We start from the raw sequence: 6,623 nt of genomic DNA, 5'->3' as shown, positions 1-6,623 counted from the left end.
ACTGTGTGGGGGGCTGGGTTTTGTTTTAAACACCCCGCCCCGGGCCCGTCCAGGGTCGAACCCTGGTCGGCCCCGGCCCCGCCCCCTGGTGCCCCGGCAGCACGCCGAAGGGGCGCCCTCCGCACTGGATGGCGCCCCTTCGTCATGTTCCGCGGCGCGGGTCACCCCGCCGGGAGGGCGGGTCAGCCGTTCCCGTTGCCGCCGCCGTGGCGGCCGCCGTTCCCGTTCCCGGGGCCGGGCGGGAAGGTGAACCCGCCGGGGAAGCCGCCGGGCAGCCCGCCGGGCAGACCGCCGGCCTGGTTGCCGGGCAGCCCGCCGGGCTGGCCCGGGTTGCCGCCCTGCTGCGGCGGCGGGGGGTTGCCGGCCGGCGGCTGCTGGGCGTTCGGGTCGGTGGCCGGCGGGGTGGTGCCCGGCGGGGGAGTGGCCGGCTGCGGGTCCGGGATGTTGGCGGTCTGGATCGGCTCCACGGGCGTGCCCTTGAGCGCCTGGTTCATCGCCAGCTGCCAGATCGGGCCGGGGCCGTCGGCGCCGAAGACCTCGGGGAAGTACTTGCCGCCGATGGTGATGTTCTTCATCTTGACGCCGCCGGCCGGGCCGCCGAGCCAGACCGAGGTGGCCAGCGACGGGGTGTAGCCGCTGAACCAGGCGGCCTTCTTCTCGTCGGTGGTACCGGTCTTGCCCGCGATCTTGCGGCCGTCGTCGAGGCCGAGGGAGGCCGCGGTGCCCTTCTCGGTGACGTTGAGCAGGACGGCGTTGAGCGAGTCGGCGGTCTGCTCGGAGAAGGCCTGGCTGCACTGGGACTGCGGGACGGGGACGTCCTTGCCGTCGACCGTGGTGATCTTGTTGATCGCGATCGGGGTGCAGTACTTGCCGCGGGCGGCGAAGGTCGCGTAGACGTTCGCCATGGTCAGCGGGGAGAGCTCCAGGGTGCCGAGGACCATCGAGGGCACCTCCTGGAAGGCGTCGCCCTTGGCGGACTGGGTGATGCCCAGCTTGTTCGCCATCTGCTTCATCGCGCAGAGGCCGACCTGCTGCTCCATCTGCACGAAGTAGGTGTTGACCGAGCGGGCCATCGCCTCCTTCAGCTGGTACGGCCCGACCTCGCTGTCCTGCTCGTTCTTCACCGTCTCCTTGGGCTTGACGGTGTTCTTCCAGGTGCCCGAGCAGGTGGACATCTGGGGGTACTCGATCTTGTTCTCGGACGGGAACGCCTGGGTGTTCGACATGCCCGACTCCAGCGCCGCCGCGGCCAGGATCGGCTTGAAGGTCGAGCCGGTCTGGAAGCCGTTGCCGCCGCCCATGGCCGCGTCCACGTTGAGGTTGACGACGGTCTGGTTCTTGTTCGGGTCCAGGCCGTACGGGCGGGTCTGGGCCATCGCCAGGATCTTGCCGCTGCCCGGCTCCATCATGGTCGCGGCGGCCGACACCGGGTCGGTCACGTTGACCTTCTTGGTGACGGCGTTCTGGGCGGCGGCCTGCTTGTCCGGGTCCAGCGTGGTGTAGATGTTCAGGCCGCCGGTGTTCCACAGCTTCTTGCGCTCGTCGGCGCTCTTGCCGAAGGCCGGGTCCTGCTTGACCACGTGGCGCACGTAGTCGCAGAAGAAGCCCATGCCGGCCTGGGCGGTGATGCAGCCGTTCTGCGGGTCCTTGTACTTCAGACCCAGCGGGGCGGCCTTCGCCTCCTTCGCCTGGTCGGCGGTGATGTGCTTGTTCTCCAGCATCTTGTCGATCACGACGTTGCGGCGCTTGAGCGTGTTCTCGGGGTAGCGCACCGGGTCGTACTGCGACGGGTTCTGGACCACGCCGGCCAGGGTGGCGGCCTCGGCGACGGTGAGGTCCTTGTTGCTCTTGCTGAAGTAGCGCTGGGAGGCGGCCTCGACCCCGTAGGCCTGGTGGCCGTAGAAGGTGATGTTGAGGTAGTTGGTGAGGATCTGATCCTTGCTCAGGTCCTCCTCCAGCTTGATGGCGACCTTGAGCTCCTGGATCTTGCGGCCCAGGGTCTTGCGCTGGGCCTCCAGGACGGCCGCCTGGTCGTCGCCGGCCTTCTCCACGTTGACGTTCTTCACGTACTGCTGGGTCAGCGTGGAGGCGCCCTGGGAGGCGGTGCCGCTCTCCGCGTTCTTGCTGATCGCCCGGAGGACGCCCTTGAGGTCGACGGCGCCGTGCTCGTAGAAGCGGGCGTCCTCGATGTCGACCTGGGCGTGCCGCATGAACGGCGACATCTGGTCCGCGGTGATGACGGTGCGGTCGCGCTCGTAGACCTTGGCGATCAGGCCGCCCTTGGCGTCGAAGATCTGCGTCGCCTGGGTGAGCGGCGGGGTCTTGAAGTCGTCGGGGATGTTGGCGAAGCTCTCCGCCGTGTCCTTGGCGGTCAGCCCGATGGCGCCGACGGCGGGCAGGGCGAGGCCTGCCAGCAGGACTCCGGAGAGCACGCTGACGCCCAGGAACTTCACGCCGTTGCCGGCGTGCTCCATCGGGGATCCGCCGGTCCGGCCGCGCGGAGCTCCGGTGTTGCCTGGGGGCTGGGTTGCCTGGGGGCGCTTCGGTGCCATGGGGAGAACCCTACGTCGCGGATTCCCGCACACCGGGGCAGGTGTTCGCCTAGGCTTGTCACAAGCTTGCGACAGCTTCGGTGCGTCAACATCGTTCACTCTTGTGGGCGAGAAGACTTGCCCGAATTACCCGCTGATGTCCGGGTTTTGAGGCAGCTGTGGCCTGCTGTGCCGGTGTGGTCGGTCGCACTCAGTGACGACTCCTGTGGCGAGAGTGGGGGTTCCGCTCTTGGCAAGGTGTGCGACCTGCGATCACTCCAACGAGTGAGCTGATCGCCACCCATAGTCCAATTGGGTCATTCGAGATTGAGCCCGAAGGGGCTGTTGCAAGCTGTCGTTCTTCCGTAACGTCCTCAACTGGCAACGGTGAATATGCCGTTGCCGCCGTGGGGGAGCCTCGATACGGGAGAGGACGGCGCCGGCATGGGCTGGGTTGACGACTGGAGTGCGCAGGCCGCCTGCCGCACGAGTGATCCGGACGAACTGTTCGTCCAGGGGGCGGCACAGAACCGCGCGAAGGCGGTGTGCAGCGGCTGCCCCGTCCGGACCGAGTGCCTCGCGGACGCCCTGGACAACCGGGTGGAGTTCGGGGTGTGGGGCGGGATGACGGAGCGCGAGCGCCGGGCGTTGTTGCGCCGCCGCCCGACCGTCATCTCGTGGCGGAGGCTGCTGGAGACGGCGCGCACCGAGTACGAGGAGTCCCTCGCGACCGGGGTGATACTGACGGACTACGCCCAGGCGGGCTGAGCCTGGCCGCACCACGCGGCCCGGGCCGGTCGGCCCCGCGGACGGGGGGCCGTGCCGCGCAGGGCCGGTGACCGCGCGGGCTAGACCGCGCCGTTGAGCCGGTCCCCGATGGCCCGCAGCCCGTCCAGGTCGTGCACGTCGCCCGGCAGCGCCGGCACCTCCACGATCGGCACGTCCGGGTACACCGAGACGAAGCGGTCGCGGGTACGGCGTTCGCGCCCCATGATCTGCATCCGCTCGGCGTGCAGCCGCAGCAGCCCGGCCGCGAGCAGCTCGGCCTCGGGCGAGGCGTGCTCCGAGCCGTTCTCCTCCAGGGCCTCGGCGGCCGCCAGCGCCCGTTCCGCGGTGAGCTGCGGTGCGCCCGTGCCGTGCACCCGGTTGAGCACCAGCCCGGCCAGCGGCATCCGGTCCGCGGCCAGCCGGTCCACGAAGTACGCCGCCTCGCGCAGCGCGTCCCGCTCCGGCGCCGCCACCACCAGGAACGCCGTGCCCGGCGCCTTGAGCAGCTGGTACGTGCGGTCCGCGCGCTCCCGGAAGCCGCCGAACATCGAGTCCATCGCGCTGACGAAGGTCTGCACGTCGGTGAGCAGCTGGGCGCCGAAGATCTTGCCCAGGGTGCCGGTGAGCAGGCCCATCCCGGCGTTCAGGAAGCGCATCGCGCTGCGGCCGCCGACCTTGGCCGGGGCGGTGAGGATCCGGATCACCCGGCCGTCCAGGAAGGACCCGAGCCGGTTGGGCGCGTCCAGGAAGTCCAGCGCCGAGCGGGACGGCGGGGTGTCCACGACGATCAGGTCCCACTCCTCGGCGGCGCGCAGCTGCCCGAGCTTCTCCATCGCCATGTACTCCTGGGTGCCGGCGAAGCCGGCCGACAGGGACTGGTAGAAGGGGTTCTCCATGATCGCCCGGGCCCGTTCGGGCTCGGCGTGGGCCAGCACGACCTCGTCGAAGGTCCGCTTCATGTCCAGCATCATGGCCTGGAGCTCGCCGGTGCCGTTCACCCCCTTGACCACCCGGGGGGTGTTGTCGAGCTCGGTCAGGCCCATCGACTGGGCGAGCCGGCGGGCCGGGTCGATGGTCAGCACCACGACCTTGCGGCCGCGCTCGGCCGCCCGCAGACCGAGGGCCGCGGCGGTGGTGGTCTTGCCGACGCCGCCGGAGCCGCAGCAGACGATGATCCTGGTCTTCGGGTCGTCGATCAGCTCGTCCACCGCGAGCCGCCGTCCGGTGCTCCGCACCCCGTTCGAGGTCATGCCGCCCCCTGCCGCTTCAGTTCGCCCGCCAGCCGGTACAGCCCGCCGAGGTCCACGCCCTCGCCCAGCAGCGGCAGTTCGTACGTCGGGAGCCGCAGCTGCTGGATGTCGGCGCGCTGCGCGCGCTCCAGCTCGACCCGCTCGGCGTGCTCCCTGGCCTGTTCCAGCAGCGGGTCGAGCAGCGGCTCCACCGCCGCCCGGACCCTCTCCCCGGTGCGGGGGCGGCCGCCGAGTCCGGCCTCGCCGAGCGCCAGGGCGACCTCCTCGCGGTGGTCCCCGTCCACCGCGGCCACCGCCGCCGCGTCCAGCACCGGCGGCCGGACCATGTTGACCATCACCCCGCCCACCGGGAGCCGCGCCTCGCGCAGCTCCTCGATGCCGTCGACCGTCTCCTGCACCGGCATCTCCTCCAGCAGGGTGACCAGGTGCACCGCGGTCTCCGGCGACTTCAGCACCCGCATCACGGCCTGCGCCTGGGTGTGTATCGGGCCGATCCGGGCCAGCCCGGCGACCTCGGCGTTGACGTTCAGGAACCGGGTCAGCCGCCCGGTCGGCGGGGCGTCCATCACCACCGCGTCGTAGCGCCGCCGGCCGTCCGGGTCCTTGCGCCTGGTCGCCTCGCAGGCCTTGCCGGTGAGCAGGACGTCCCGTACGCCGGGCGCGATGGTGGTGGCGAAGTCGACGAAGCCGACCTTCTGGAGCGCCTTCCCGGCCCGGCCGAGCTTGTAGAACATCTCCAGGTACTCCAGCAGCGCCAGCTCGGTGTCGATCGCCAGCGCGAAGACCTCGCCGGGCCCGCCCTCCGCGGCCGGCAGCCCGAGCTGGGCGCGGGAGACCGAGGCGATCCGGCGCTCCTCGTACGGGAGCGCGGCGATCCCGAAGAGCTCGGCGACGCCCTGCCGGCCCTCGACCTCGATCAGCAACACCCGTCCGCCGTCGGCGGCGAGGGCCAGGGCCAGTGCCGCGGCCAGCGTGGTCTTCCCGGTGCCGCCCTTGCCGCTGACCACGTGCAGCCGGACGCCCTCCCAGTCGGGGTCGCGCCGGGCCGCCTGGCCGGGGGTGCGTGCCACGCTCCGTCTCCGTCCGTCTCCGTCCTACGGGCGTCCCCTCCTGACGAGGGTGCCCCTCGCCAGGGTGCCCTCCCGCGAGGGTAACCAGGGAGCGCACCGGATGCCCGGAGCACCTGGGCCGTCAGGCCGGATCATGCCCTGTTTGTGCCCCACCTCACACGCCTCGCGGCGGGCGGCGCGGATCGCCGCGACGGCTCGTCTAGAGTCTGGCCATGACCAAGTGGGAATACATGACGGCGCCCCTGCTGGTGCACGCGACCAAGCAGATCCTGGACAACTTCGGCGAGGACGGCTGGGAGCTCGTCCAGGTCGTGCCCGGCCCGAACCCGGAGCAGCTGGTGGCCTACTTCAAGCGGGAGAAGAACGCATGAGCAAGGTCGAGTCGAAGCTCGCCGAGCTGGGCCTGACCCTGCCGGAGGTGGCCGCCCCGGTCGCCGCCTACGTCCCGGCCCTGCGGACCGGCGACCTCGTGTTCACCTCCGGCCAGCTCCCGGTCGTCGGCGGCAAGCTGCCGAGCACCGGCAAGGTCGGTGCCGAGGTGTCCCCGGAGGAGGCCAAGGACCTCGCACGGATCTGCGCGCTGAACGCCCTGGCCGCCGTGAAGTCGGTGATCGGCGACCTCGACCAGGTCGAGCAGGTCGTCAAGGTCGTCGGCTTCGTCGCCGCCGCCCCCGACTTCATCGGCGTCCCGGCCGTCGTCAACGGCGCCAGCGAGCTGCTCGGCGCGGTGCTCGGCGAGGCGGGCGTGCACGCCCGCAGCGCCGTCGGCGTCGCGGTGCTGCCGCTGGACTCCCCGGTCGAGGTCGAGATCCTGGTGCGGGTCAAGAGCGCCTGAGCGTGATCACGGAGGCGGGGCCGGGCCCGGCACACCGTCGCCTTCTTCGGCTTCGCCCCCGGATTCGCCTACCTCGACGGCCTCCCCGAACCCCTGCGGCTGCCCCGGCTGGACAGCCCGCGCGCCCGGGTCCCGGCCGGCGTGGTCGCCATCGCCGGGAACCAGACTC

General features: G+C 71.3%; 6 protein-coding genes and 1 pseudogene. 4 read left to right on the top strand and 3 right to left on the bottom strand.

Annotated features, from left to right (window positions below):
- Positions 1 to 182 precede the first annotated feature (182 nt).
- Positions 183 to 2,474, bottom strand: a complete 2,292-nt coding sequence (locus tag ACFU7Z_RS33680) for a transglycosylase domain-containing protein (RefSeq protein WP_074001794.1) — start codon at positions 2,472 to 2,474, stop codon at positions 183 to 185.
- A gap of 501 nt (positions 2,475 to 2,975) precedes the next feature.
- On the opposite strand from ACFU7Z_RS33680, the gene ACFU7Z_RS33675 reads away from it, so the two are divergent.
- The gene (locus tag ACFU7Z_RS33675) at positions 2,976 to 3,299 is read left to right on the top strand and encodes a WhiB family transcriptional regulator (RefSeq protein WP_030240986.1); all 324 of its coding nucleotides are present in this window, start codon (positions 2,976 to 2,978) and stop codon (positions 3,297 to 3,299) included.
- A gap of 80 nt (positions 3,300 to 3,379) precedes the next feature.
- Here ACFU7Z_RS33675 and ACFU7Z_RS33670 read toward each other — a convergent pair whose 3' ends face one another.
- Positions 3,380 to 4,549 (bottom strand): ArsA family ATPase, encoded by a 1,170-nt coding sequence (locus tag ACFU7Z_RS33670; protein WP_049656832.1) that lies wholly within the window; start codon positions 4,547 to 4,549, stop codon positions 3,380 to 3,382.
- Positions 4,546 to 5,619, bottom strand: coding sequence for an ArsA-related P-loop ATPase (locus ACFU7Z_RS33665; RefSeq protein ID WP_380781711.1), 1,074 nt, complete (start codon positions 5,617 to 5,619; stop codon positions 4,546 to 4,548). Before ACFU7Z_RS33665 ends, ACFU7Z_RS33670 begins: the two co-directional genes overlap by 4 nt.
- 212 nt (positions 5,620 to 5,831) lie before the next feature.
- Here ACFU7Z_RS33665 and ACFU7Z_RS33660 point away from each other — a divergent pair, with 212 nt between their 5' ends.
- The 3 genes and pseudogenes from ACFU7Z_RS33660 to ACFU7Z_RS33650 all read left to right on the top strand — a co-directional run.
- Positions 5,832 to 5,990, top strand: a complete 159-nt coding sequence (locus ACFU7Z_RS33660) for a DUF4177 domain-containing protein (protein ID WP_094743074.1) — start codon at positions 5,832 to 5,834, stop codon at positions 5,988 to 5,990.
- Complete coding sequence (locus tag ACFU7Z_RS33655; RefSeq protein ID WP_049656835.1) at positions 5,987 to 6,454, top strand: RidA family protein; 468 nt, start codon at positions 5,987 to 5,989, stop codon at positions 6,452 to 6,454. The genes ACFU7Z_RS33660 and ACFU7Z_RS33655 overlap by 4 nt, the downstream gene beginning before the upstream one ends.
- Before the next feature lie 33 nt (positions 6,455 to 6,487).
- Positions 6,488 to 6,623 (top strand): annotated as a pseudogene (locus ACFU7Z_RS33650) (carboxyltransferase domain-containing protein); the annotation flags it as partial.

The sequence above is a fragment of the Kitasatospora sp. NPDC057518 genome, from assembly GCF_042802075.1.
GTDB lineage: Bacteria > Actinomycetota > Actinomycetes > Streptomycetales > Streptomycetaceae > Kitasatospora.
Note: the sequence above shows the minus strand (reverse complement) of the source record. Positions and strands in the feature narration are given on the sequence as shown.

Bases quoted from the DNA above. Each gene is read 5' to 3' on its own strand.
- ACFU7Z_RS33675 (WP_030240986.1), top strand. From the start codon at position 2,976: ATGGGCTGGGTTGACGACTGGAGTGCGCAGGCCGCCTGCCGCACGAGT.
- ACFU7Z_RS33660 (WP_094743074.1), top strand. From the start codon at position 5,832: ATGACCAAGTGGGAATACATGACGGCGCCCCTGCTGGTGCACGCGACC.
- ACFU7Z_RS33655 (WP_049656835.1), top strand. From the start codon at position 5,987: ATGAGCAAGGTCGAGTCGAAGCTCGCCGAGCTGGGCCTGACCCTGCCG.
- ACFU7Z_RS33670 (WP_049656832.1), bottom strand. From the start codon at position 4,549: ATGACCTCGAACGGGGTGCGGAGCACCGGACGGCGGCTCGCGGTGGAC.
- ACFU7Z_RS33680 (WP_074001794.1), bottom strand. From the start codon at position 2,474: ATGGAGCACGCCGGCAACGGCGTGAAGTTCCTGGGCGTCAGCGTGCTC.